15 protein-coding genes, 2 tRNA genes and 3 rRNA genes are annotated in these 24,530 nt (G+C 55.4%); 13 read left to right on the top strand and 7 right to left on the bottom strand.

Going from position 1 to position 24,530, the window contains the following annotated elements; genetic code table 11:
- Nucleotides 1-37: 37 nt before the first annotated feature.
- The 5 genes from rrf to ACZ46D_RS03045 form a co-directional block, all read right to left on the bottom strand.
- A 5S ribosomal RNA gene (gene rrf / locus ACZ46D_RS03065) occupies nt 38-154 on the bottom strand.
- 152 nt (nt 155-306) lie between these two features.
- Nucleotides 307-3,265: ribosomal RNA gene (locus ACZ46D_RS03060) — 23S ribosomal RNA — on the bottom strand.
- Nucleotides 3,266-3,442: 177 nt separating this feature from the next.
- Nucleotides 3,443-3,518, bottom strand: a tRNA-Ala gene (locus ACZ46D_RS03055).
- A gap of 45 nt (nt 3,519-3,563) precedes the next feature.
- Nucleotides 3,564-3,642 (bottom strand) — tRNA-Ile (locus ACZ46D_RS03050).
- Between the two features lie 114 nt (nt 3,643-3,756).
- A 16S ribosomal RNA gene (locus ACZ46D_RS03045) occupies nt 3,757-5,318 on the bottom strand.
- Together the 16S, 23S and 5S rRNA genes with 2 tRNA genes alongside form the textbook arrangement of a ribosomal RNA operon.
- Nucleotides 5,319-5,727: 409 nt before the next feature.
- On the opposite strand from ACZ46D_RS03045, the gene amrS reads away from it, so the two are divergent.
- The 8 genes from amrS (at nt 5,728) to ACZ46D_RS03005 (ending at nt 18,025) form a co-directional block, all read left to right on the top strand.
- On the top strand, nt 5,728-6,744 hold the full coding sequence (amrS, locus tag ACZ46D_RS03040; RefSeq protein ID WP_464928568.1) for an AmmeMemoRadiSam system radical SAM enzyme: 1,017 nt from the start codon (nt 5,728-5,730) through the stop codon (nt 6,742-6,744).
- Nucleotides 6,745-7,001: 257 nt separating this feature from the next.
- Nucleotides 7,002-8,321, top strand: a complete 1,320-nt coding sequence (locus ACZ46D_RS03035; RefSeq protein ID WP_464928567.1) for a 3-deoxy-D-manno-octulosonic acid transferase — start codon at nt 7,002-7,004, stop codon at nt 8,319-8,321.
- Nucleotides 8,322-8,337: 16 nt separating this feature from the next.
- Complete coding sequence (gene carA / locus ACZ46D_RS03030) at nt 8,338-9,453, top strand: glutamine-hydrolyzing carbamoyl-phosphate synthase small subunit (RefSeq protein ID WP_464928566.1); 1,116 nt, start codon at nt 8,338-8,340, stop codon at nt 9,451-9,453.
- A 64-nt stretch (nt 9,454-9,517) separates the two neighbouring features.
- Nucleotides 9,518-12,733 (top strand): carbamoyl-phosphate synthase large subunit, encoded by a 3,216-nt coding sequence (carB, locus tag ACZ46D_RS03025; RefSeq protein WP_464928565.1) that lies wholly within the window; start codon nt 9,518-9,520, stop codon nt 12,731-12,733.
- Nucleotides 12,734-12,924: 191 nt separating this feature from the next.
- Nucleotides 12,925-14,754: an ATP-dependent zinc metalloprotease FtsH gene (gene ftsH, locus ACZ46D_RS03020; RefSeq protein ID WP_464928564.1), complete on the top strand. Its 1,830-nt coding sequence runs from the start codon at nt 12,925-12,927 to the stop codon at nt 14,752-14,754.
- 99 nt (nt 14,755-14,853) lie between these two features.
- Complete coding sequence (folP, locus tag ACZ46D_RS03015; RefSeq protein ID WP_464928563.1) at nt 14,854-15,693, top strand: dihydropteroate synthase; 840 nt, start codon at nt 14,854-14,856, stop codon at nt 15,691-15,693.
- Nucleotides 15,694-15,711: 18 nt separating this feature from the next.
- Entirely contained in the window at nt 15,712-17,712 is a 2,001-nt protein-coding gene (locus tag ACZ46D_RS03010; protein WP_464928562.1) for a class I adenylate cyclase, read from the top strand.
- 31 nt (nt 17,713-17,743) lie between these two features.
- Nucleotides 17,744-18,025 carry a thioredoxin domain-containing protein gene (locus tag ACZ46D_RS03005; RefSeq protein ID WP_464928561.1) on the top strand — a complete coding sequence of 94 codons (282 nt, stop codon included), beginning with the start codon at nt 17,744-17,746 and terminating at the stop codon, nt 18,023-18,025.
- Here ACZ46D_RS03005 and ACZ46D_RS03000 read toward each other — a convergent pair.
- Both ACZ46D_RS03000 and ACZ46D_RS02995 read right to left on the bottom strand, forming a co-directional pair.
- On the bottom strand, nt 18,019-18,777 hold the full coding sequence (locus ACZ46D_RS03000; RefSeq protein ID WP_464928560.1) for an ABC transporter permease: 759 nt from the start codon (nt 18,775-18,777) through the stop codon (nt 18,019-18,021). The genes ACZ46D_RS03005 and ACZ46D_RS03000 overlap by 7 nt on opposite strands.
- On the bottom strand, nt 18,774-19,739 hold the full coding sequence (locus ACZ46D_RS02995) for an ATP-binding cassette domain-containing protein (protein ID WP_464928559.1): 966 nt from the start codon (nt 19,737-19,739) through the stop codon (nt 18,774-18,776). Before ACZ46D_RS02995 ends, ACZ46D_RS03000 begins: the two co-directional genes overlap by 4 nt.
- 157 nt (nt 19,740-19,896) lie before the next feature.
- On the opposite strand from ACZ46D_RS02995, the gene ACZ46D_RS02990 reads away from it, so the two are divergent.
- The 5 genes from ACZ46D_RS02990 (at nt 19,897) to ACZ46D_RS02970 (ending at nt 24,363) form a co-directional block, all read left to right on the top strand.
- The gene (locus tag ACZ46D_RS02990) at nt 19,897-20,865 is read left to right on the top strand and encodes a chromate resistance protein ChrB domain-containing protein (protein ID WP_464928558.1); all 969 of its coding nucleotides are present in this window, start codon (nt 19,897-19,899) and stop codon (nt 20,863-20,865) included.
- A 16-nt stretch (nt 20,866-20,881) separates the two neighbouring features.
- Nucleotides 20,882-21,247: a hypothetical protein gene (locus tag ACZ46D_RS02985; protein WP_464928557.1), complete on the top strand. Its 366-nt coding sequence runs from the start codon at nt 20,882-20,884 to the stop codon at nt 21,245-21,247.
- The gene (locus ACZ46D_RS02980) at nt 21,177-22,031 is read left to right on the top strand and encodes an HDIG domain-containing metalloprotein (protein ID WP_464928556.1); all 855 of its coding nucleotides are present in this window, start codon (nt 21,177-21,179) and stop codon (nt 22,029-22,031) included. Before ACZ46D_RS02985 ends, ACZ46D_RS02980 begins: the two co-directional genes overlap by 71 nt.
- 27 nt (nt 22,032-22,058) lie before the next feature.
- Nucleotides 22,059-23,237: an MFS transporter gene (locus ACZ46D_RS02975; RefSeq protein ID WP_464928555.1), complete on the top strand. Its 1,179-nt coding sequence runs from the start codon at nt 22,059-22,061 to the stop codon at nt 23,235-23,237.
- 139 nt (nt 23,238-23,376) lie between these two features.
- A complete protein-coding gene (locus ACZ46D_RS02970) occupies nt 23,377-24,363 on the top strand; it encodes a serine O-acetyltransferase (RefSeq protein WP_464928554.1) in 987 nt (328 codons plus the stop codon).
- The last annotated feature ends 167 nt before the right edge of the window (nt 24,364-24,530 follow it).

The following is a 24,530-nucleotide window of genomic DNA, read 5'->3' as shown; positions in this document are numbered from 1 at the left end:
CTTCCTTTTGAGGGGAAGGGTTTTACTACAAAAAAAGAATCGGCGGCGACCTACTCTCCCACCAAGCTTCCCTGGCAGTACCATCGGCGCTGAGAGGCTTAACTTCCGTGTGCGGAATGGGAACGGGTGTTACACTCTCGCTATGACCACCGAAAAGCATAATATCTTTTCAGCGCTGACGGATTTGCGGCCGTCAGCTTATACAGCGGTATATAAAAAAACTTAGATAATTGAATATCCGTTTGTAATGTTGTCCCCAATAATAGACCAAGCAATAAAAGATCAAGCGCAACTGTAAAGTAAAAAATGGCCAAGCCGCACGGCTTATTAGTACCAGTAAGCTCCGTGTGTTACCACACTTCCACATCTGGCCTATCAACGTTGTAGTCTTCAACGAGCCTTTAGGGGGCTTATGCCCCGGGATATCTTATCTTGGAGTAGGCTTCCCGCTTAGATGCTTTCAGCGGTTATCCCTTCCGAACGTAGCTACCCTGCTATGCCTCTGGCGAGACAACAGGAACACCAGTGGTTCGTCCATTCCGGTCCTCTCGTACTAGGAACAGCTCTCCTCAAATATCCTACGCCCACATCAGATAAGGACCAAACTGTCTCACGACGTTTTAAACCCAGCTCGCGTACCGCTTTAATTGGCGAACAGCCAAACCCTTGGGACCTGCTCCAGCCCCAGGATGCGATGAGCCGACATCGAGGTGCCAAACCTCCCCGTCGATATGGACTCTTGGGGGAGATAAGCCTGTTATCCCCGGCGTACCTTTTATCCGTTGAGCGACGACCCTTCCATACGGGATCGCCGGATCACTAAGACCTACTTTCGTACCTGCTCGACTTGTCAGTCTCGCAGTCAAGCTCCCTTATGCCTTTACACTCTACGGCTGGTTTCCAATCAGCCTGAGGGAACCTTCGCGCGCCTCCGTTACACTTTAGGAGGCGACCGCCCCAGTCAAACTACCCACCAGACAATGTCCCAAACCCGGATTACGGGTTGTGGTTAGAAGCCTAAAATAATCAGGGTGGTATTTCAAGGTTGACTCCGCAAGAACTAGCGTCCCTGCTTCACAGTCTCCCACCTATCCTACACAAATTATTCCAAACTCCAATGCCAAGCTATAGTAAAGGTGCACGGGGTCTTTCTGTCTTGATGCGGGTAACCGGCATCTTCACCGGTGTTACAGTTTCGCTGAGTCCCTGGTTGAGACAGTGGGGAAATCGTTACGCCATTCGTGCAGGTCGGAACTTACCCGACAAGGAATTTCGCTACCTTAGGACCGTTATAGTTACGGCCGCCGTTTACTGGGGCTTCGGTTCAAAGCTTCGCCTTGCGACTAACATTTCCCCTTAACCTTCCAGCACCGGGCAGGCGTCAGACCCTATACTGCGTCTTTCGACTTCGCAGAGTCCTGTGTTTTTAGTAAACAGTCGCTCCCCCCATTTCACTGCAACCCCCTTCCGCTCCATGAGCAAGTCACTTCACGTTATGAGGGCACACCTTCTCCCGAAGTTACGGTGTTATTTTGCCGAGTTCCTTAACCAGAGTTCTCTCAAGCGCCTTAGGATACTCTCCCTACCTACCTGTGTCGGTTTACGGTACGGTCACTTTATCAACTCACTACGAGGCTTTTCCTGGCAGCATGGGATCAGTCACTTTATTGCGGTAAACCGCATCGTCATCATGCCTCAGCGTTATACAAGGACCTGGATTTGCCTGGGTCCTCCGCCTACACACTTAAACCGGGACAACCAACGCCCGGATGACCTACCCTTCTGCGTCCCCCCTTCGCTCAAACGCTGATAAAATGGTACAGGAATATTAACCCGTTTTCCATCGACTACGCCTCTCGGCCTCGCCTTAGGGACCGACTAACCCTGAGCAGATTAACTTTACTCAGGAAACCTTAGGTTTTCGGCGTGCGGGTTTCTCACCCGCATTTTCGCTACTCGTGTCAGCATAAGCTCTTGTAGGTCCTCCAGCACTCCTTACGGTGTACCTTCTCAGGTTACTACAATGTTCCTCTACCATAACGCTTACGCGTTATCCATAGCTTCGGTAGCATGCTTAAGCCCCGTTGAATTTTCGGCGCAGACCCATTCGATCAGTGAGCTATTACGCTTTCTTTAAAGGATTGCTGCTTCTAAGCCAACCTCCTGATTGTCTAAACAGTTCCACATCCTTTACCACTTAGCATGCATTTAGGGACCTTAGCTGATGGTCTGGGCTCTTTCCCTTTTGACCACGGAACTTATCTCCCGCAGTCTGACTCCCGCACTTGAACTTGACGGCATTCGGAGTTTGATAAGAGTTGGTAATCCTGTGGGGACCCCTAGTCTTGTCAGTGCTCTACCTCCGTCAGTCATCATGCGAGGCTATACCTAAATATATTTCGAGGAAAACCAGCTATCACCGAGTTTGATTAGCCTTTCACTCCTAGCCACAACTCATCCGAACAGTTTTCAACCTATATCGGTTCGGGCCTCCACGAAGTATTACCTTCGCTTCACCCTGGTCATGGCTAGATCACTCGGCTTCGGGTCTACCCCATGCAACTTGTCGCCCTATTAAGACTCGCTTTCGCTACGGCTACACCTTTCGGCTTAACCTCGCTGCATAGGGTAAGTCGCTGACTCATTATGCAAAAGGCACGCAGTTACACTGTCTTGCGACATAGTGCTCCTACTGCTTGTAGACAGACGGTTTCAGGTTCTATTTCACTCGGGTCCCCCCGTTCTTTTCACCTTTCCCTCACGGTACTAGTTCACTATCGGTTACCGGGTAGTATTTAGCCTTGGAAGATGGTCCTCCCAGATTCCCACTAGGTTTCACGTGCCTCGTGGTACTCGGGGACACCCTAGGGTGCTTCAAGATTTCGCATACCGGACTATCACCGTCTGTGGTGGGCCTTTCCATGCCCTTCTGCTATCCATTCGCAATCCCATATCGGGGCCCCACAACCCCGAGCCATAAATGACTCGGTTTGGGCTGTTCCGCTTTCGCTCGCCGCTACTGACGGAATCTCTAAATTGATTTCTACTCCTGCAGGTACTTAGATGTTTCAATTCCCTGCGTTCGCCTCGTTACACCTATGTATTCAGTGCACGATGACCAGGTATAACCCTGGCCGGGTTTCCCCATTCGGAAATCTCCGGTTCAAAGCCTGTTAGCAGCTCCCCGAAGCTTATCGCAGCTTACCGCGTCCTTCTTCGCCTCCCGGTACCCAGGCATCCACCGTCTGCCCTTAGTAGCTTGACCAAAAAACGCTTGATCTTTTATACTCAGCTATATTTGGGTACAACAAAAACAAAATATTCAATTATCAAAGATCTACAAAACAGCGAAGCTGCTTTCATGCAAAATGCATAATAGAGAAGGCAAATTAAACCAAAGGTTTATTTTACCTTCTCCATTTTACACTTCTTTGCCGTAAAATGGTGGAGGTGAACGGGATCGAACCGATGACCTCCTGCGTGCAAGGCAGGCGCTCTCCCAGCTGAGCTACACCCCCCATTTTAACCAACAGCAGATTGCTGTCAGCTGACACTAATCGGCCTGGTGGGCCTAACTGGACTTGAACCAGTGACCTCACGCTTATCAGGCGTGCGCTCTAACCAGAACTGAGCTATAGGCCCGTTCATTTCTCTTCCTTCTTAATGATCATAACAGCGATCATTCAAAACTGAATAGTGAGTAAAAGATGGGGTTGACCAAGTATGTCTTCCTGTTGCCAGGAAGTACATCCTTTTAAAGGAGGTGATCCAGCCGCAGGTTCCCCTACGGCTACCTTGTTACGACTTCACCCCAATTACCGACCATTCCTTGGCAGCCTGCTTCCCGAAGGTTAGCTCAACCGCTTCTGGAACAACCAACTCTCGTGGTGTGACGGGCGGTGTGTACAAGGCCCGGGAACGTATTCACCGTGGCATGCTGATCCACGATTACTAGCGATTCCAACTTCACGCAGTCGAGTTGCAGACTGCGATCCGGACTGAGACCGGCTTTATGGGATTAGCGCCTCATCGCTGAGTGGCTGCCCTTTGTACCGGCCATTGTAGTACGTGTGTAGCCCTAGACATAAAGGCCATGAGGACTTGACGTCATCCCCACCTTCCTCCGGTTTGACACCGGCAGTCCCTCTAGAGTGCCCAACTGAATGCTGGCAACTAAAGGCGAGGGTTGCGCTCGTTGCGGGACTTAACCCAACATCTCACGACACGAGCTGACGACAGCCATGCAGCACCTGTCACCGGGTTCTTTATTGCTAAAGCACTTCTCTGTTTCCAGAAAATCCCCGGGATGTCAAGTCTAGGTAAGGTTCTGCGCGTTGCGTCGAATTAAACCACATACTCCACCGCTTGTGCGGGCCCCCGTCAATTCCTTTGAGTTTTAACCTTGCGGCCGTACTCCCCAGGCGGTGCACTTAATGCGTTAGCTGCGACACAGGAAAGGTCAACACTTCCCCACATCTAGTGCACATCGTTTACAGCTGTGGACTACCAGGGTATCTAATCCTGTTTGCTCCCCACGCTTTCGCGCCTCAGCGTCAGTATTCGTCCAGAAAGTCGCCTTCGCCACCGGTATTCCTCCCGATATCTACGAATTTCACCTCTACACCGGGAATTCCACTTTCCTCTCCGATACTCAAGCCGACCAGTTTCAGATGCACTTCACACGGTTAAGCCGTGGGCTTTCACATCTGACTTGATCGGCCGCCTACGCGCCCTTTACGCCCAGTAATTCCGATTAACGCTCGCACCCTCCGTATTACCGCGGCTGCTGGCACGGAGTTAGCCGGTGCTTCCTCTGCAGGTACCGTCAATCCGCATGGGTATTAACCACACGGCCGTTCTTCCCTGCTGACAGAGCTTTACGACCCAAAGGCCTTCATCACTCACGCGGCGTCGCTGGATCAGGCTTGCGCCCATTGTCCAATATTCCTCACTGCTGCCTCCCGTAGGAGTCTGGTCCGTGTTTCAGTTCCAGTGTGGCGGATCATCCTCTCAGACCCGCTACCCATCGTCGCCTTGGTAGGCCATTACCCTGCCAACTAGCTAATGGGACGCAGGCTCATCTCTACACAGAAACTTCCAAGGAGAGGTCTCCTTTCCTTATGGGTCTTGCGACCCATAAGTGTATCCGGTATTAGCACCCCTTTCGAAGTGTTATCCCAGATGCAGAGGTAGATTACCTACGCGTTACTCACCCGTGCGCCACTCTACTCAGGACCGAAGTCCCTTTCTCGTTCGACTTGCATGTGTTAAGCACGCCGCCAGCGTTCAATCTGAGCCAGGATCAAACTCTCCAGTTAAATATCTTAACAAGCCCCGAAGGTCTCGTTATTCTTCAACAGAGATTCTGATCTCTTTACTGCAATAAAAACTCCCGAAGCCAAAGCTCCGGTTTCTTGGGGCCCATCTTCTACTTTGCTCACTATTCAGTTTTCAATGATCGCTGCACCAAGTGGTCTGACCCGAAGTCAGTCTTGGTCTCCTTCGTTGCGGAGAGCGGCAAATTAGTCGATCCAGCCCCCCACGTCAACCCTATTTTTTACTTTTTATTCACCACCCGTTAAAAAACACAGTAATCCATTGAAATAAATTGGTTTTTTTCTTGTTGACCACCTCTCCTTGTTTGAGAATTAATACAAACGAACCCTTTTCCGTGGTATATTTGCTTATATCCATATATGCAAAGGCCGATTGCCTTGGGAGGTGACCATGCACGAAGCGCTCTTTTACACCAAGCCCGCTGACCACCCGGGACATGTCCGCTGCCTGCTCTGCCGCCACAACTGTCTGATCGGGGAAGGGGGCCGGGGAATCTGCAAGGTCCGGGAGAATCGGGGCGGAATCCTCTACAGCCTCAACTACGGTCGCTTGATCAGCGAGAATATCGACCCCATCGAAAAGAAGCCCATCTTTCATCTACTGCCCGGCTCCCTTTCCTATTCCATTGCCACGGTGGGCTGCAATTTCCACTGCAAACACTGCCAGAACTACGAGATCTCCCAGTATCCCCACCTCCATGCCGGAGACCTGCCCGGCACCCTGCGCACCCCGGAAGAAGTGGTCGAAGCCGCGCAACGCTCCGGCTGCCAATCCATCAGCTACACTTACGTGGAGCCCACCATCTTTTACGAATTCGCCCTCGATACCGCCAAGCTGGCGCGGACGGCGGGGCTGAAGAATATCTTTGTCAGCAACGGTTATACCGGCCCGGAAGCCACCAGGGAACTGGCCCCGCATCTTGACGCCAACAATATCGATCTCAAGGGTTTCACCGACAAGTTCTACAAGGAGGTGTGCGGCGCCAAGCTGCAGCCGGTCCTTGACACGATCCGGCTGATGAAGGAACTGGGGGTTTGGGTGGAGGTCACCACTCTGGTGATTCCGGGTTGGAACGATTCGGACGGGGAACTCACCGACATAGCCCGTTTCATCAAAAGCCTTTCCTCGGATATTCCCTGGCATGTCACCCGTTTCTGGCCCACCTATAAAATGACCGACCGCCCACCCACCCCCCACCACACCCTGGTCCGCGCCCGGGAGATCGGCCTGAACGAGGGGTTGCGCTATGTCTATGTCGGGAATATTCCCGGCGACACAGGAGAAAACACCCTCTGTCCAAACTGCGGAAAACTGGTCATAGAGCGGGTCGGCTTTGCGATAAGGCAACAGCACATGACCGGCGGAAAATGCCAGCACTGCCAAGCGCCCATCGCCGGCATTTTTTAGGAGCCGTTACGAAATTACAAATTCGTTACGGCTCCTTATGCCGGGCATGGCATCCAAAATCAATTTTTTGTTTTGCAAGACGACTTAGGAGCCGTTACGAAACAAATCAGTTCGTTTCCGGCTCCTTATGCCCTTTTGCAGCGGCTCACTCCCGTAATTCTTATTGACGAAAAAGCCGCGATCAGTTTTAATACTTTGATTTTTACCTGAGGTCTGTAACCAGCATATTTTCTCGCATACAAAGGGCCCCTTACTCCTTGCTATATACTCTGTATCAACTTTTCGGCTGGCTCTTTTTCATTGCCGTTTTCCCTTTTGCCTGTGTGTATCTTGGTCTCTCGGCCAAACATCGCCAAGGTCTCCGGCAACGCTTCGGCCATGTGGAAGATGTGCAACTTGACGAAGACAAACCCGTCCGCATCTGGCTGCACGCTTCCTCTGTCGGCGAGATCCAGGTCGCCAAGGCGTTGATTCCCGAGATCAAGAGGCAGTTGCCCGAGGCATCCATCGTTGTCTCCACCGGACATAGACAAGGACTGGAGGTGGCGGCGCAACTCTTGCCGGAGGATGTCCCCTGTTTCTTTGCCCCGCTTGATCTCATCGGCATTGTCAACCGGACCTTGGAAACCATCCGGCCTACTATATATGTCTGCCTGGAAACCGAGCTGTGGCCGAATATGATCCGGCAGACACAGCAACACGGCGCCAAGCTGTTTTTGCTGAACGGACGCCTTTCGGAAAAATCGTTTGCCGGCTACAGAAAGATCAAGGGCTTCATGTCGGACCTGCTCTCCTGTTTCACCAAGATCTCCGTGATCCAGGGGGGCGACGCCAAGCGATTTAGGGGTTTGGGCGCAGACCCGGCCAACATCCGAATTCTGGGCAACGCCAAGTACGACCAGACAACCATCCAGACCGACCCACATCTGGCGGAGCGTTATCGGCAGATGCTGGATATCCACCGCCAGCAACCGGTGCTGGTCACCGGCAGCACCCATACCGGTGAAGAGGCGATGCTGATCGAGGTGTTTCGCGCCCTGCAACAGCGGCTCCCTGATCTTGTCTGGGTAATTGCCCCCCGGCATCTCCGCAGGCTCACCGAGATCGAAAAGCTCTTCGCCGAGGAAGGGATCGCCACCATGCGGTTGCGTCAGGTTCAGGAACAAGGCCGCAGTACCGAGGTGGTTCTGGTTGACACCATGGGTGAACTGACAGGCCTCTACTCCATGGCCACCTATATTTTCTGCGGAGGCAGCCTGGTGGAACGCGGCGGCCATAATGTTTTAGAGGCAGCAGCCTGGGGAACCCCTGTTTTTTACGGGCCCCACATGGCGGATTTTTCCGACGCCACAGCGCTGCTGGAAGCGGAAGGCGCCGGTTTCTGTGTAAAAACCCCCCAGGAACTCGCCAGCCGACTGCTCTATTTCATTGAAAAACCGGAAGAATATGCCGTGGCGGGACGAAGCGCCCTGAAGGTCGCGGGCAGGCAACAAGGTTCGGCCCAAAAACAGATCGCGCTCATTAAAGAGGATCTGCATTCCGTAACGCAATCGTCTTGCGCACATTCTACAACTTAGAGACTAGGGAATTCCTATGAAAGCACTTATCGCCCTTGAAGACGGCACTATTTTTGAAGGGAAATCCTTCACCGGCCCAGGAGAAACCAGCGGCGAGATCGTATTCAACACCGGGATGAGCGGCTACCAAGAGGTGCTCACCGACCCGTCCTACAAGGGGCAGATCGTCACCATGACTTACCCCCTCATCGGCAACTACGGCGTCAACCTCGAGGATATGGAGTCGGACAAGGTGCAGGTCGAGGCGTTCCTGATCAAGGAATACAATGCCATTCCCAGCAACTTCCGCGCAACCGGAACCCTGGCCGATTTCCTCAAAAAGGACAACATTCTCGGAATCGAGGGCATCGACACCCGGGCTCTTACCCGTCATATTCGGGTGGCCGGAGCCTTAAAGGGCATCGTCTCCACCGAGGATCTCGACCCCAAATCCCTGATCCAGAAGGCCAAGAATTCCCCCGGTCTTGTCGGCCGGGATTTGGTCCGCGAAGTGACCTGTGCCGAGCCCTATGGCTGGCGCGACAACCGACCCGCTCCCGGCAGCAACTTCAGCACGGCCGGACCTGGGAAATACAAGGTTGTCGCCTATGATTTCGGCTTAAAATACAATCAGCTCAGACTCCTGGCCGAACGGAACTGCTCGGTGCAGGTTGTCCCCTGCACCGCCACGGCCGAGGAAATCCTGGCCATGAAACCGGACGGCGTCTTTCTTTCCAATGGGCCCGGCGATCCAGCCGGAATTCCTGGAGTTGTCGACAATATCCGGGCGCTTTTCGGCAAAACCCCCATCTTCGGCATCTGCCTGGGCAACCAGCTGCTCGGGCTTGCCTATGGCGGCACCACCTACAAACTCAAATTCGGCCACCGCGGCGCCAACCAACCGGTCAAGGATCTCCTTACCGGCAAGGTTGAAATAACTTCGCAAAATCACGGATTCTGCGTTGACTCAACCACCCTGAATCCTGCGGATATCGAACTGACCCATATAAACCTCAACGACAGCAGTGTCGAAGGCATGCGGCACCGGAAGTACCCGATATTTTCCGTGCAATACCATCCGGAAAACGCCCCGGGCCCGCATGACTCGCTGTATCTTTTCGACAGATTCATCGAATTGATGCAGCAGCGATAGCGAAAACCGACAACGCAACGACCGTTAATTGAATTGAGACAACCACAAGCAGGTAAGAAATCCGATGCCTAAAAGAACCGACATTAAAAAAATTCTGATTATCGGCTCCGGCCCCATCATCATCAGTCAGGCCTGTGAGTTCGACTATTCCGGCACCCAGGCGGTAAAGGCCCTGAAAGAGGAAGGCTACGAGGTCATCCTCATCAATTCCAATCCTGCCACCATCATGACCGATCCCGAGATCGCCGATCGGACCTACATCGAGCCCATTACTCCGGAGATGGTCGCCAAGATTATAGAGCGGGAACGTCCTGACGCGCTCCTGCCCACCCTGGGCGGGCAGACCGCCCTCAACACCGCGATCAAGGTCGCTGAGCTGGGCGTACTGGAAAAATACGGGGTGGAATTGCTTGGCGCCAATATCGCGGTAATCAAAAAAGCGGAAGGACGTGACTCCTTCCGGGATGCCATGCGCAAGATCGGCCTCAAGGTTCCGGAAAGCGCCATCATCCACACCATTGAAGAGACCAAGGCCGCCAGCGAACAGATCGGCTTTCCCATCATTGTCCGCCCCAGCTTTACCTTGGGCGGCACCGGCGGCGGCATCGCCTATAACTCCCAGGAACTCGATGAATTCTGCAAGGCCGGTCTCGACCTGAGCATGAATTCCGAGGTCATGCTCGAAAGAAGCCTGCTTGGCTGGAAAGAGTATGAGCTTGAGGTAATGCGCGACAAGGCCGACAACGTGGTGATCATCTGTTCCATCGAGAATGTTGATGCCATGGGCGTGCACACCGGAGACTCCATCACCGTGGCCCCGGCCCAGACCCTGACCGACCGCGAGTACCAGGAGATGCGCAATGCAGCCATCGCCATCATGCGGGAGATCGGCGTGGAAACCGGCGGCTCCAACGTCCAGTTTGCCGTGAATCCCAAAGATGGCGAGCTGATGATCATCGAGATGAACCCCCGGGTTTCCCGGAGTTCTGCCCTGGCCTCCAAGGCAACCGGCTTCCCCATTGCCAAGATTGCCGCCAAGCTGGCCGTGGGCTACACCCTGGACGAACTCAAGAACGACATCACCAGGGAAACCATGGCCGCCTTTGAGCCGAGCATTGATTACTGCGTAGTCAAGATTCCCCGCTTCACCTTTGAAAAATTCCCCGAGGCCGATGACTTTCTCACCACGGCCATGAAGTCGGTGGGCGAGACCATGGCAATTGGTCGTACCTTCAAGGAGGCCTTCCAGAAAGGGATGCGTTCCCTGGAAATCGGGGTGAGCGGCTTTGGCGCGGACCCCAAATTTAATCTGGAGGCCATGGAACAAGAGGACCTTGAAAAAGGGTTGCGCAAACCAAACTCCAAACGATATTTCCAGGTGTTCGAGGCCCTGCGCCGGGGCATGAGCATTGAAAAGATTTACGAAATCTCCTTTATCGACCCCTGGTTTTTGCACAACTTCAAACAGATTGTCGAAATGGAATCCCGCATTCGGGAAAAGGGCTTTAACGGACTGGACCATGACTTTCTCCAAGAGGTCAAACAGCTCGGGTACTCCGATCGCCAGCTCGCCTTTCTCACCGGCATCTCGGAAGAGGATGTCTGGGAGCTGCGGGAAAAACTTGGCGTTCAGCCGGTGTACAAGCTGGTCGATACCTGCGCCGCCGAGTTCGAGGCTTACACCCCCTATTATTATTCCACCTACGAGGTTGAAGACGAGGCAAGGGAAACCACGGGCCCCAAGGTCATGATCCTTGGCGGCGGCCCCAACCGGATCGGTCAGGGCATCGAATTCGACTACTGCTGCGTCCATGCCGCCTTTGCCCTCAAGGAAATGGGCATTGAGTCGATCATGGTCAACTCCAACCCGGAAACGGTCTCCACCGACTACGACACCTCGGACAAGCTCTACTTTGAGCCGCTGACCCGGGAAGACGTGCTGCATATCATCAAGAAAGAAAAGCCCGATGGGGTCATCGTTCAGTTCGGCGGGCAGACCCCCCTGAACCTGGCCGTACCCCTGGCCAAGGCCGGGGTGCCCATTCTCGGCACCTCTCCGGACTCCATCGACCGGGCGGAAGACCGCAAACGCTTCCAGCAATTTTTGCACAAGCTGAATCTGTTGCAGCCGGAGAACGGCACGGCCCAGACCGCGGACGAAGCCCTGGTGATCGCCGCCAAGATCGGCTATCCGGTGGTGGTGCGTCCTTCCTACGTCTTAGGCGGACGCGCCATGCGCATCGTTTATAATGAAAGGGACCTGGCCTCCTATATGAATTCGGCCATCGACGTCTCGCCCGACCGGCCCATCCTGATCGACAAATTTCTCAAGGATGCGGTGGAGATCGATGTGGATGCCATCTCCGACGGGGAGAACACCATCATCGGCGGAATCATGCAGCACATCGAGGAGGCGGGCATCCATTCCGGCGATTCCGCCTGCGTGCTGCCGCCGCACTCCATCTCCAAGGAGATGATCGAGACCATCAAGAACGCTACCCGTGCCATGGCTGCCGAACTCAAGGTCAAGGGGTTGATGAACATCCAGTTTGCCGTCAAGGAGAATATGCTCTACATCCTTGAGGTGAACCCGCGCGCCTCGCGGACCGTGCCCTTTGTCAGTAAAGCCACGGGGGTTCCCCTTGCCAAGCTGGCCACCATGGTCATGCTCGGCAAGACCTTACCGGAGCTGGGCCTCACCGAAGAAGTCGTGGTGGCGCACTATGCGGTCAAGGAAGCGGTTTTCCCCTTTGACCGCTTTGACAACGTGGATACCCTGCTGGGGCCGGAGATGAAATCCACCGGCGAGGTCATGGGCATGGATGTCTGCCTCGGCCTTGCCTTTGCCAAATCCCAGCTGGCCGCGGGCCAGAAGATCCCCACCGAAGGCAATGTTCTTTTGAGCGTGCGGCACAGCGACAAACCAGCCATCGTGCCCATTGCCAAAAAGTTGATCATTCTGGGCTTCAACATTCTCGCCACCCCCGGCACCGCCAAAATTCTTACCGAAAACGGCGTTGCCTGCACCAGTGTCCACAAGGTTTCCGAGGGCAGGCCGCATATCCTCGACAAGATCCAGGACAAGCAGATTCAGTGGATCGTCAACACCTCCCTTGGCACCAGAACCACGGAAGATGCCTATACCATCCGGCGGGCGGCCCTGAACTACCATCTACCCTACACCACCACCATTGCCGGCGCCGAATCCATGGTCAAGGCCATCGGCACCATGCAGCAGGAATCCATGGAACCCAAGTCGGTGCAGGAATATTTCGAATAATCGGCAGGAGTCGTGCAAAAAAGAGAGGTCCAGCGCTGACCCCTCTGGACTTTCTCTTACGCCTGACTTATGGTGTGGGAACACTGAATTTCCGCATGGTTTTATCTGCACACCATACGGCTGAGCAAGAAACGCACGACACGCTTCGCAGGATTTCCCCTGCGAGATACACATAATGACGGAGGCTCTGCTTGAACAGTTTTTATAAAAATTTGTCCATGTGGCTGGTAATCGGCCTCACCATGATCCTGCTGTTCAACCTGTTCAACAAGCCGCAATCATCCGTGGTGGAAATGAGCTACAGCGATTTCCTGACCAGCATTGAATCCGGTCAGATTTCCGCGGTAAACATCCAAGCGGATGAGGTTACCGGCAAGGGCAGCGGCGGCAAGGATTTCAAGGTAGTCACCCCTCCTGCGGACTCCGAGCTTATTCCCATTCTGCGTAAGGCCAAGGTCAATATCCTGGTCAAGCAGAAGGAAGAATCACCCTGGTACGTCACCGTTCTGGTCTCCTGGTTCCCCATGCTCCTGCTCATCGGCGTCTGGATCTTCTTCATGCGCCAGATGCAGGGCGGCGGCGGCAAGGCCATGAGCTTTGGCAAGAGCCGAGCCCGCCTCCTGGACAAGGATCAGACCAAGGTCACCTTTGCCGATGTCGCAGGCATTGAAGAGGCCAAGGAAGAGCTTTCCGAGATCATCGATTTCCTGAAAGATCCCAAGAAATTCACCCGGTTGGGCGGCCGCATCCCCAAGGGTGTTTTGCTTGCCGGCGCGCCGGGTACCGGCAAAACCCTCCTGGCCAAGGCCGTTGCCGGCGAGGCCGAGGTGCCCTTCTTTTCCATCAGCGGCTCGGATTTTGTCGAGATGTTTGTGGGGGTAGGTGCAAGCCGGGTGCGGGATCTGTTCATCCAAGGCAAGAAAAACGCCCCCTGCATCATCTTCATTGACGAGATCGACGCCGTGGGCCGCCACCGTGGCGCAGGCCTCGGCGGAGGACACGATGAACGGGAACAGACCCTGAATCAATTGCTGGTCGAAATGGACGGCTTTGAATCCAACGAAGGGGTCATCATTATCTCGGCCACCAACCGTCCCGATGTGCTCGATCCGGCCCTGCTGAGGCCCGGTCGCTTTGACCGGCAGGTGGTGGTGCCGGTGCCGGACGTGAAGGGGAGGGAGAAAATCCTGGAAGTCCACGGCCAGAAAAAGGCGATTTCCGAAGATGTCAACTGGGAAGTAATAGCCCGCGGCACCCCCGGTTTTTCCGGGGCCGACCTGGAAAACATGGTGAACGAAGCCGCGCTGCTCGCAGCCCGGGCCGATGCGGATAAAATCACCATGGTCCACATGGAGCAGGCCAAGGACAAAGTGATGATGGGGGCCGAACGCCGCAGCATGATCATCACCGAAAAGGAAAAAGAGATCACCGCCTACCACGAGGCAGGACACGCCTTGGTGGCCATGCTCCTGCCCGGCACCGATCCCATCCACAAGGTGACCATCATCCCCCGGGGCCGCGCCCTTGGCCTTACCCAGCAGCTGCCGGTGGATGAAAAACATACCTACGCCAGATCCTTCCTCCAGCACAATCTCTGCATCCTGCTCAGCGGCAGGGTGGCGGAAGAGCTGATCTTTGGCGAAATCACCACCGGCAGCGGCAATGATATCGAGCGCTGCACCCAGCTGGCACGGAAAATGGTCTGCGAATGGGGCATGAGCGAGGAGTTAGGTCCCCTTTCTTACGGCAAGAAGGAAGAACAGATATTCCTGGGTCGGGAAATCGCGCAACACCGTGACTACAGCGAATCAACCGCGGTCCGGATTGACGATGAGGTCAAACGCATTGTCCTGAAGGCCAACGAAAATGTCCACCAGCTGCTTTCGGACAACATTACGTTTTTGCGGGCCATTGCCCAGGCGCTCCTTGAAAAGGAAACCCTCGGCCTGGAGGATATCGAGATACTCATGGGACGTGAAAGCAAAACGGCAGCTCCGGCGGAGATTTCAGCGCAACAATAACTCCACCGGATGCCTGATGTCCCTGCGCGCACTTTCCAACAACCTGAGCCCTTTGGCGGTCCACCCGCCCAAAGGGCTCACGCATTTTTAGGTCAGCCAGTGCAAATTACGACCAGAAACAAAACCATAGCCTTTGGCCCCCGCCCTCTGGTCATGGGCATTCTCAACGTCACCCCGGACTCTTTTTCCGATGGCGGCCGCTTTACCCAAGATCAGGCCCTCTCCGCCCAGGTCAAGGCCATGCTGGACAGCGGGGCAGACATCATTGATGTGGGGGGCGAATCAACCAGGCCCTATGCCGAACCGGTTTTAAAAGACGAGGAACTGCGCCGGGTTCTTCCCGCCATTGCCTGCATTCGGGCGCTCAATCGCAGCATCCCGGTTTCCATCGATACGACCAAGGCGGAGGTAGCGCGCCAGGCCTTGATCGCGGGCGCGGATATTATCAATGATGTGAGCGCCTTGCTTTTCGATCCCGAAATGGTCCGGATCGCCATTGCCCACGAGGCACCGGTCATTCTCATGCATATGCGGAAAACTCCCAAAGACATGCAGGACGAACCGGTGTACCATGATGTTATCCAGGAAATCATGGATTTTCTGGCAGAACGGATATCCTGGGCAACACAACAGGGGCTTGACCGGCAACGGATTATTGTTGACCCCGGCCTCGGATTCGGCAAAACTGTAAAGCATAATCTGACGATCCTTAAAAATCTGCATGCGTTTAAAAATCTGGGATGCCCCCTTCTTATCGGGCATTCCCGCAAGGGTTTCATCGGCAAGCTCCTTGGCCTGGAAACCCAGGACCGAGATCCGGCAACGGCCATGATTTCATCCTATTGCGCCACGCAAGGGGCGGATATTTTGCGCGTCCATGACGTGGGAAAAACTATGCAGGCGGTTCGCCTGCATGAAGCCATACTCCAGGCGCCTTAAAAGGAAACGACCCGTCCCATGGATGACACTAAACCTGAACCCGCCCCAAACTCCTTCCAGCAAAAACTGACCCGCTACCTCAAGTACAATGAGGAGCGCAAAGCCAAGGCGGTTCTTTTCAACACCAACCAGGGCAATCTCCTGCTCAAGGTTCTTCCCTATCTGCTCCACAGCAACTACCCGGACCTCCCCGGCTTTGTCGATGATGCGGCCTGCCCGTATGGCATCCATCTCTTCAACCCGACAGAAGAATTGCCCCACGAGCTCTTTCGCCGCTATTTCCCGAACTCGTCAGCCATGCGGATCGACAGGCCGTCTCCCTTTACCGAGAAGCCCTGCATCCACTCCTTAAAAACCATCGGCAGTATTGGAACCATCGCCCAGTCGACGATTTCCGACTGCGATTACTGGGTCAGCATCCGCAAGGGAGAGCTGGGCGAAAAGGGGCTGCAGCTTTTACAGGAAAAATGCAAGGGAATCGAAGAGTGGACGATGAAACGGGGCTCGGAGGTCCACTTCTTCCTGGTGGACATTGACCAGACCAGAGAAAACAACTTCGAAGCAGAGACAGATGAGGAGTCGGCAGGTTCCGCCATCAAGCTGCTGCTCAAGGATGAGCTTTTCCGTACCCATATTCTCGTGGCCGGCAAGATCCTCCTCTGGTGGTTTATCCCCCCAGGCCTTACCGAAGGCGAATACCGGACCTTTGTCCAGAATATGGTTTCGCGCAACAAGCTCCGCGTCAACGACTTTGTCGATCTCGGCTACCTCTCCGACATCCCCAAAGCAGAAATTTTCGGCGCCTGCCTCTGGCAGATGAACAAGGCCCTGGACAGCCCCTTCAAGTCGGTGATCAAATTCGCCTATCTCGAACTCCTCCTGCGCGGGGGAACAACCACTCTGCCGCTCTTCTCGGACAGGGTGAAATGCCTGGTAACCTATCCGGAAAAACTTCCGCCCGCGGAACAGGGGGCCCTGGACCTGGCCGAGATTGACCCATACATCCTGCTGGCCCGTGACATCATCTTTTTTTACACCCAAGAGAAAGCCGAACAGAAACGGGCCTCCCTGATCCAGGAATGCCTCTTTCTCAAGACGCTTGAGGGGTTTGAGTCACAAAAAAACACCAAATTCGGTCAGACCAGCCACCTGAAGGCAACCATGGACATGATGGAGGCCTGGCATCTTCTTCCAGAAAATTTCAGCCACTTCCAGCGCTTCCGCGACTGGAAGTACAAGGAACTCATTGCCTTTGGCGCCAAGGTCCACGACTACCTCATCGAAACCTACAAAAGGCTGCGCTGGATCTTTAAAAGTTTTGCCGAAGACACCGGTCTGACCATTACCGAGCGGGACATCTCCATTTTAGGCCGCAAGCTCTTCACCTTCTATGAACAGAAGGAAAACAAGATCGACTATATCCGCAGTGTTTCCCGCGACCTGATGGCGCAAGAGCATATCACCATCCATATCACCAAATACGAAGGGGCGTTTCACTACTATGCCTTTCAGGGGCAGCTTGATCACGAAACGGTGAAAAGCAACGTGGATTCGGTGATCAAGCGGGAAAACAACCTGGTCCGGCTCATTGTCTGGCTCCTGGTCAACGGCATCCTTTCCGTCAAAACCCAGCTCCATCTGACAAAAAATTTCCTGCCCATCGACCTGGTGGATATCCAGAAGCTCACCGAGCTTTTGATCAAAACCTTTCCCATCATCCATTTTTCCCGCATTTCCCCGGCCAATTTGCTCAAGCGAGAGACCGTCCTGCGGGCGTTGGCCATTGTCAATTTTGAGAAGGAACCGGTAAAAGGATCGAAAACCCTGAAGTCGACCATGGTTACGGAAAACAGCTACGGCGAGTACTTCATTCAGGAATACACCACGGCGATCCAGCTCAAAAACGCGATGCGCACCCTGCTCACTCAGCATTACGTGAGCCGCTGGAACAACAACCTGGAAATCTTCGTCCCGGCACAGGATGAACAGGGCTATATTAAAAACCTCATTGAACGATGAGCCAAGCCTCAAACAACCAACGAACAACGCCATGAAGATAGAACTCTACCGCACCATCCTCTGCCCGCGCTGCCTGTATGTGAGCCGCACCCTGAAAAAGATCGTTGCCGACTCCCCCCACCTCCAACTCGAAACCATTGAGGTCGTCACCAATCTGACGCGGTCCCGCCAGGCCGGGATCAAGACCGTGCCCGCGATCAGGATCGGCAACGACCTCCTCACCGGTCTCATCCTCACGCCGCAAAAAATCCGCCGTTTTATCGAACAACATCTGTCGGATGATGCTTCCGGACAGACCCGCTCCGGTTATTGAATCAAACGGCGCCGGAGAAGATACCCGGCCAGCCATACGGCGCAGCCGGTGGCCAGGAGAGAACCGAGAATCTTCAGCAGGATCGGTTCGCCGAAGCGTCCATAACAGAAGATGCGGGCCAGACTGACAATGGGGGTCAGGGGCAGCATTTCAAGAAACCCCCTAACAGGCGGGGCCATGGTCTGCACCGGAAAGAAGATGCCGGAGAAGAGAAAGAGCGGGGTAATGACCAACGAGGTGAAGTAGTTGAAAAAATCATAATTTTTCGCCAGCGCTGTCATGATCAGGCCAAAGGCGGAAAAGAACATGCCGGAGATAAACAGCATCGGCAGCAAGGCAACAACCCAGGGCGAGAGAACCACACCGAAAAGGGGCAAGGCCAGCAGCATGATAACCCCGGCCAGCACCCCCTTGCTCGCCCCCCAGACAATCTCCCCCAGAACCAGATCAACAACGCCAAGGGGGGTCATCAGGATCGCCTCGTAGGTTTTCTGCACGGTGAGCCGGGTGTAAGAGCCGTAAGTTGTTTCGAGTGCAGCGCTGTGCATCACTGCGGAGGCAACCAGACCCGGAGCGATGAACTGCAGGTAGGTCAACCCCTCCACCTCCGCCATGTCCCGGCCAAGACCATAGCCCATGGCCAGGAGAAACAGCAAAGGCTGGCCCAGATTACCGATCAGGGTGGCCAGGATGTGCTTTTTCCAGACCCGCCCGTTGCGCAGCCAGATTGTAAGAAAAGAAAATCCGTTCATGACTCCCTCAACGACCTGCCGGTGAGCTGAATAAAAAGGTCCTCCAGGTTGGCCGGCCGCCGCACCCAGCTGCCCGCGTTACCCAACACCTTTACCAAGCGGGAACAATCCTCCCGGGCATAGACATAGAGCTTATCCCCCACCCTTTCCAGCGTGGCATTGCACTGCCGAAACGATGCCTCCAACGCATCAAGCTCGGCCGCTGTTCCATCCACCTCAAAAACCTCAAGGCCGACCAGATCGGTAATGAGCTGCTGCGGTTCGCCCTGCACCACGACATGGCCATGGTCCAGGATCAATACCTGCTGACTCAGGCGGGAAACCTCCTCGAGATAATGGCTGGTCAGGAGCATGGTGGTTCCCTGCGCCTGGAGAATGGCGAGACGCTCCCAGATCAGGTGTCTGGCTTGGGGGTCAAGGCCGATGGTGGGCTCGTCGAGGATAAGGAGCTGGGGTTCGTTGATCAGGGCCCGGGCCAAGAGCAGCCGCCGTCGCTGCCCCCCGGACAGATGCTCGATGATCTCGTCTCGCCGGTTATGGAGGGCGAAAAAATGCAGGAGCTCTTCAACCCTTTCCCGGGCAAGACGGCGCGGAAGGCGGAAATACCCGGCATAGGTGCGCAGGTTCTCTTCCACGCTCAAGTCCGGATCAAGGCTGTCCGCCTGGGGCACCACCCCGATCTTGGCTTTGATCTCCCGATGAAAGCGCGGCGCCTCCAAATCAAAAATCCGGATCTCGCCCGCGCTTTTTTCCACCAGGCCGAGGAGCATGTTGATGCAGGTGGTTTTCCCAGCCCCGTTGGGGCCAAGAAAGCCAACGCACTGGCCCCGCTGGATGGAAAAAGAGATATTGTCCACCACCAGTCGCTCGCCGAACCGCTTGGTAAGGCCGGTAACGGAAACGATGGCCGGTTGGCTGGAAAAGTCCGGAACTGATGCCTGTTGCGAGATTGTCTGGCTCATGATGCCAGTATACCCGATGCCCATCCCTTCCCGCCACCATTCCCTGGGCCACACTGCTTCCGCCCTTCCCCCCCCAAAAAAACGTCTCACCCTTGACATAATAGAGCACATGCCATATCATAAACATAACAAGTGACACACAACAAAGGAGCACACCATGGACTGGCTGCTACTCATCCACCAGATACCCGCAAAACCAGCCTACTTCCGGGCCAAGATCTGGCGCCGCCTGCAACAGCTTGGCGCGGTGGCGATCAAGCAATCGGTGTACGCCATGCCCCGGCAGGAGCAAACCCTGGAGGATCTTACCTGGATCGTCAAGGAGATTGCCGACGGTGGTGGCGAGGCAACGATGATCGAAGCCCGTTTTCTTGCAGGGTTGAGCGACCAACAGGTTATCGGCCTGTTCCACGCCGCCCGGGGCAGCGATTACGAAAAAATTCTCACCGAGGCCAAGGCCTTGCGGGAAGAGTGGCGCTGCCAAACCGGAGAATCAGCCGACGACGGCCTTCTCGGATCCCGGGGACGACTGGAAAAACTGCGCAAGCAGTTCGCCGAGGTGATGCGGATCGATTTTTTCAAGGCCCCGGAGCAACTCCAGGTGGCGACGACACTGCATGATCTCGAAGCGACCCTCATCGAACACCGGGCTACGGATCAGCCTGCTCCGAAGAAAGACGGCGGGATTGCCGGGCTGAGCGGTAAGACCTGGGTGACCAGGAAGAATGTTTATGTGGACCGGATCGCCTGCGCCTGGCTAGTGCGGCGGTACGCCGACCCGGAGGCCCGCTTCAAATTCGTGGACAGCGGTCGCTACTCCCCTGGCCAGGATGAAATACGCTTCGACATGGCCGAAGCGGAATACACCCACGTCATGGACAAATGCTCCTTTGAGGTGATGGTGGCGCGGTTCGGCCTCACCGACCCGGCCTTGATCCAGATAAGCAAAATCATCCACGACATCGACCTCAAAGAATCCGTATTCGGCCTGCCGGAAACAGCCGGGGTTCAGGCTCTTTTCGATGGCATCACCGCCACCACCAACGACGACCTGCAACGCATCGACCGAGCCAGCGCGGTGCTGGACTCCCTGTTGGCCTTTTACAAAAGCAGAAACAACCCCTGATCAGGAGAACCATTCCATGCCCCCAACCGAGAAACACTTTGAAACCAGTCTGAAAAGAACCGGCAAGGATTACGCCGAATTGCACCGCTGGATCGATGACCCGGACAACAAAAACGAGCGCCACGACTTTACCCGCATCTGGAATTTCGGTCCCCAGATCGCCGCGCAGTTTGGCGAGGAAGGGGTACGGGAATACATCGAGCACCTGCGCGAAGACATGGAAAAAAATTCAAGAAGCTCCGACATCAATACAAAGACGCTATGCAGGAGGCCCAGGCTTACTTCGGCATCGCCCCAAAGGAGGAATGATCATGGACTACCGCATCGCGCAAAAGGACATCGACCTGCTCCGCACCGCAGGCATGAACGAGACAGACCTTGACCATTCCCTGAAGGTGGCGGCCAAGGCACTGGAGATCGCCCGCCGCACCGGGGCCACCCTGGATCTGGAGCTGGTAGGCCGGGGCGCACTGTTCCACGACCTGGGCAAGACCGCCACCTATGAAATCAGTCACGGCAGGATCGGTGCGGAAATGGGCGCCAAACTGGGGTTGCCCCAGGCAGTCACCGCCATCATGGAAAAACACATCCGGGGCGGGCTCACCGAGCCGGAGGCAAGGGAGCTTGGGTTGCCGGTCAAGGACTACACCCTGCACCGGCTGGAGGAGCGGATCATCATCTATGCCGACCGGTTGGTGGACATCATCCACGACGGCATGGTGGACATCAAGGAGGAGACGGAAGCAGAGGCCCGCTTTGTCGATATCCTCAACAGCTATCCCAAATACGGCAAAAACGAAATCACTCTCAGGCGTTACCTGGGATACCATGAGGAAATCCAGGGGCTGATCGCCGGAAGGATCATCGATGCGCCACGCCTTGCGGGGATGCTGGCCCAGGGTGGTGTCACCCTGCTCGATGTCCGGCGCAGGCCCGACCGCGAGGCCACGCCCGGCAAGATTCCCGGCGCGGTTTGGCACGACCCGGAACAGGTTGAACAATGGGCCGGAGAGCTGCCCCCCAACACCGCCACCGTCATCTACTGCGCCAGAGGCGGTTCGGTGAGCCAATCGGTGAGCAAAACGCTCCTAGCAAAAGGCGTTGCCGCCGCCTATCTCGCCGGCGGTCTCGCGGCCTGGACCGACAACGGCAACCCTCTTGACTGAGCGCGCCACAGGGAGCGGAAACAGGCAATGACTCTTTCACCCTTTAAACTTCTCTGCGGGGTGGGGTTGCTGGCCATCTTCAGCAGCACCATCTCCAAGAGCCCGGCGCTGCCGCTGTTTGTCAGCCACCTCGGCGGCGGGCCTGCCGCAGTGGGGCTGATCGCCTCAATCTCCGCAGGCACCGGCATCCTGTTCAGCTTTCCGGCCGGCATCCTCTCGGACAGGATTGGTCGGAAACGCATGCTCCTTTTTTCCGCTCTTGTCTTCGCCACGGCCCCGTTTCTCTATCTGGTGGTCCGGGAAATCTGGCAGCTGGCCCTGGTTCGCTTTTACCACGGCCTGGCCACCGCCATCTTCGTGCCCGTGGCCATGGCCATGGTCTCGGATCTTTTCCAGAAAGGGAGGGGCGAAAAAATGGGCTGGTTTTCCACCGCCACCCTGCTGGGGCGTTCCATGGCTCCGGCCCTGGGCGGTGCCATTCTCGGTTTTTACGCAACCAACCAGGCAGTCGGCTTCCATACCCTCTATCTGGTTTGCGGTATTGCCGGACTTACCGTTTTTTTCAGCGCATTTTTCCTTCCCGACCTCAACCGGGGCGACCCCAAAGAACCTGCCCCCCGCCCCCATTGGCGCGAGGGAGTCACAGAGCTTTTGGGAAACCGGACCATCATGCTGACCTGCGGCGTGGAGGCAGCCATCCTCTTTGCCTACGGCATATTTGAAACCTTTCTCCCGGCCCACGCCCTCATGGCTGGCTTGAACCCCTATCAGATCGGGCTGTGCCTTGCCTCGCAGATCATCACCATCGCCCTGGCAAAACCGGCCATGGGCCGGTTCTCCGACCGCCACGGCAGACCACGGCAAATACTTTTCGGCGCGGTTGCGGCAGCAATCTGTATCGCTTTTTTCTCAATAGCCGGCTCTTTTCTTATTCTGCTAGTCCTAAGCATCCTGCTGGGGCTGGCCATTTCGGTGGTAACTTCCGCCAGCGCCGCCCATATCGCCGATCTGAGCAAAAACACCGCCCACGGCTCGGCCATGGGCATCCTTGGCTCCGTCATGGACATGGGCCACAGCCTTGGCCCCTTGCTGGGCGGCCTCCTTGCCGCCACTCTCGGCCTGCCCGCCTCTTTCCTTGGCGCCTGCGTTGTTTTGGCGGCGGCGAGCCTATTGTTTTTTATCTCTCAGACCAGGACTGCTGCCTGAACATCCATCCGTTTCCCCAAAAACACCGGATAATCTCAGGGAATTCTTGAGGGAACAACAAATCGTTGTTACTGTTTTAATTCATATTCCGCTGTTTGCTTCTTTTCCTGTTTTTGCGCAAAAAACCGGAGGACCCGCCGTGACCCAGAAAACAAAAATTCCCCTTGCCCAGAATGAAGCCTGCCCCAAGGAGCATCCCGTGACCTCCGACTTCCGGAACCGGCTTCCGCAGATAATTGATCAGGTGGTGGAGACCTGCTACAACAACGCCTGCTTTGAGCATGTCGAGGCGGAACCCCTGCCCAGCCGCGAGCACGTGATCGACATCCTGGAATCCTGCCGCGACGTACTTTTTCCCGGTTATTTCCGCAACCAGGGCATCGACCGGGTCAGCCTCAAATACCAGTTGGGCCTGGAAATCTCCGGTCTCTATGAAAAACTGACCAGGGAAATCACCAACGCCATCCGGCACGAATGCCTCCGCCATGGCACAAATTGCCAGCACTGCGAAGACGCGGGCAAGGAAAACGCCTTCAACTTCATCACCTCGTTACCGACCCTGCGGGCGATTCTGGCCACGGATGTGCGGGCGGCCTACGAAGGCGACCCTGCCGCCGGCAGTTTTGACGAGATCATCTTCAGCTATCCCGGCATCTACGCGATCATGGTCTACCGGATTGCCCACGGGCTGTATACCCTGGGGGTTCCCATCCTGCCGCGCATCATGAGTGAATACGCCCATGGCATTACCGGCATCGACATCCACCCCGGCGCCACCATCGGCGCCTCTTTTTTCATCGACCATGGCACCGGCGTGGTCATTGGGCAGACCAGTGTCCTCGGCCAGCGGGTCAAGCTCTACCAGGGCGTAACCCTGGGTGCCCTCTCCTTCAAACGGGACGACTCCGGCGATCTTGACCGCCAGAGCAAGCGCCATCCCACCATTGAAGACGATGTCACGGTCTATGCAGGCAGCACCATCCTGGGCGGCGACACCATCATCGGCGCCCGCTCGGTTATCGGCGGCAACACCTGGCTGACCCAGTCTGTCCCCCCCGACACCAAGGTTTTGCTCAAATCCCAGGAACTGATCATGAAAACCACGCAAAACCAATCTGTAAAATAAAAACTGGATATTCTTGAAAACTTCGTTTAAATTGTTCAGTTCAGCAAGAATGGCACGCAGGTGGACGCTTTTAACCCCCCGTATTTATACGTAAAGAGCTGTTTGTGCTTTTGGTTTTTCCCTGTCGCTAACAACGTTATTTTGGCCGCACCTCATTTTGGCCCCGC

The organism is Thiovibrio sp. Mzg5, assembly GCF_055379285.1.
This window is presented reverse-complemented; position numbering and strand designations above follow the sequence as displayed.

Coding starts and splice junctions, on each gene's coding strand:
- ACZ46D_RS02985 (WP_464928557.1), top strand. CDS start 20,882: ATGCCCCCAACCGAGAAACACTTTGAAACCAGTCTGAAAAGAACCGGC.
- ACZ46D_RS02980 (WP_464928556.1), top strand. CDS start 21,177: ATGGACTACCGCATCGCGCAAAAGGACATCGACCTGCTCCGCACCGCA.
- ACZ46D_RS03000 (WP_464928560.1), bottom strand. CDS start 18,777: ATGAACGGATTTTCTTTTCTTACAATCTGGCTGCGCAACGGGCGGGTC.
- carA (WP_464928566.1), top strand. CDS start 8,338: ATGAAAGCACTTATCGCCCTTGAAGACGGCACTATTTTTGAAGGGAAA.
- ACZ46D_RS02995 (WP_464928559.1), bottom strand. CDS start 19,739: ATGAGCCAGACAATCTCGCAACAGGCATCAGTTCCGGACTTTTCCAGC.
- carB (WP_464928565.1), top strand. CDS start 9,518: ATGCCTAAAAGAACCGACATTAAAAAAATTCTGATTATCGGCTCCGGC.
- amrS (WP_464928568.1), top strand. CDS start 5,728: ATGCACGAAGCGCTCTTTTACACCAAGCCCGCTGACCACCCGGGACAT.
- ACZ46D_RS03005 (WP_464928561.1), top strand. CDS start 17,744: ATGAAGATAGAACTCTACCGCACCATCCTCTGCCCGCGCTGCCTGTAT.
- ACZ46D_RS03010 (WP_464928562.1), top strand. CDS start 15,712: ATGGATGACACTAAACCTGAACCCGCCCCAAACTCCTTCCAGCAAAAA.
- ACZ46D_RS02975 (WP_464928555.1), top strand. CDS start 22,059: ATGACTCTTTCACCCTTTAAACTTCTCTGCGGGGTGGGGTTGCTGGCC.
- ACZ46D_RS02990 (WP_464928558.1), top strand. CDS start 19,897: ATGGACTGGCTGCTACTCATCCACCAGATACCCGCAAAACCAGCCTAC.